Source organism: Streptomyces sp. WM4235, assembly GCF_001279725.1.
Classification (GTDB): Bacteria; Actinomycetota; Actinomycetes; order Streptomycetales; family Streptomycetaceae; genus Streptomyces.
The window spans coordinates 1-302 of the sequence record NZ_LGDE01000389.1 but is presented as its reverse complement, the minus strand read 5'-3'; the positions used below and the strand labels follow the sequence as shown (position 1 = coordinate 302).

General features: G+C 71.9%; 1 pseudogene. It reads left to right on the top strand.

Features of this window, described 5'->3' with window-relative positions:
• Positions 1 to 302, top strand: a pseudogene (locus tag ADK55_RS23345) (xylanase); the annotation flags it as partial.

The following is a 302-nucleotide window of genomic DNA, read 5'->3' as shown; positions in this document are numbered from 1 at the left end:
GATGTACCACCAGCTCATCGGGAGACCGGCCGGCGTCTACGACCGCACCCCGGCCGCTTTCCGCGCCGAAATGGAGCGCCTCGCGCGGGAGGACTACGTGCCCGTGACGGCCCGGGACTTCCAGACGGGCCGCATCGACATCCCCGCCGGGACGCACCCGGTGGTCCTCACCTTCGACGACTCGACCAACAGCCAGGTGCGCCTCGGCCCGGGCGGCGTCCCGTCGCCCAACACGGCCGTCGCCATCGTGGCGGGCACGGCCGCGAAGCTCCCCAGCTTAAAGCCGGTGGCGACGTTCTTCG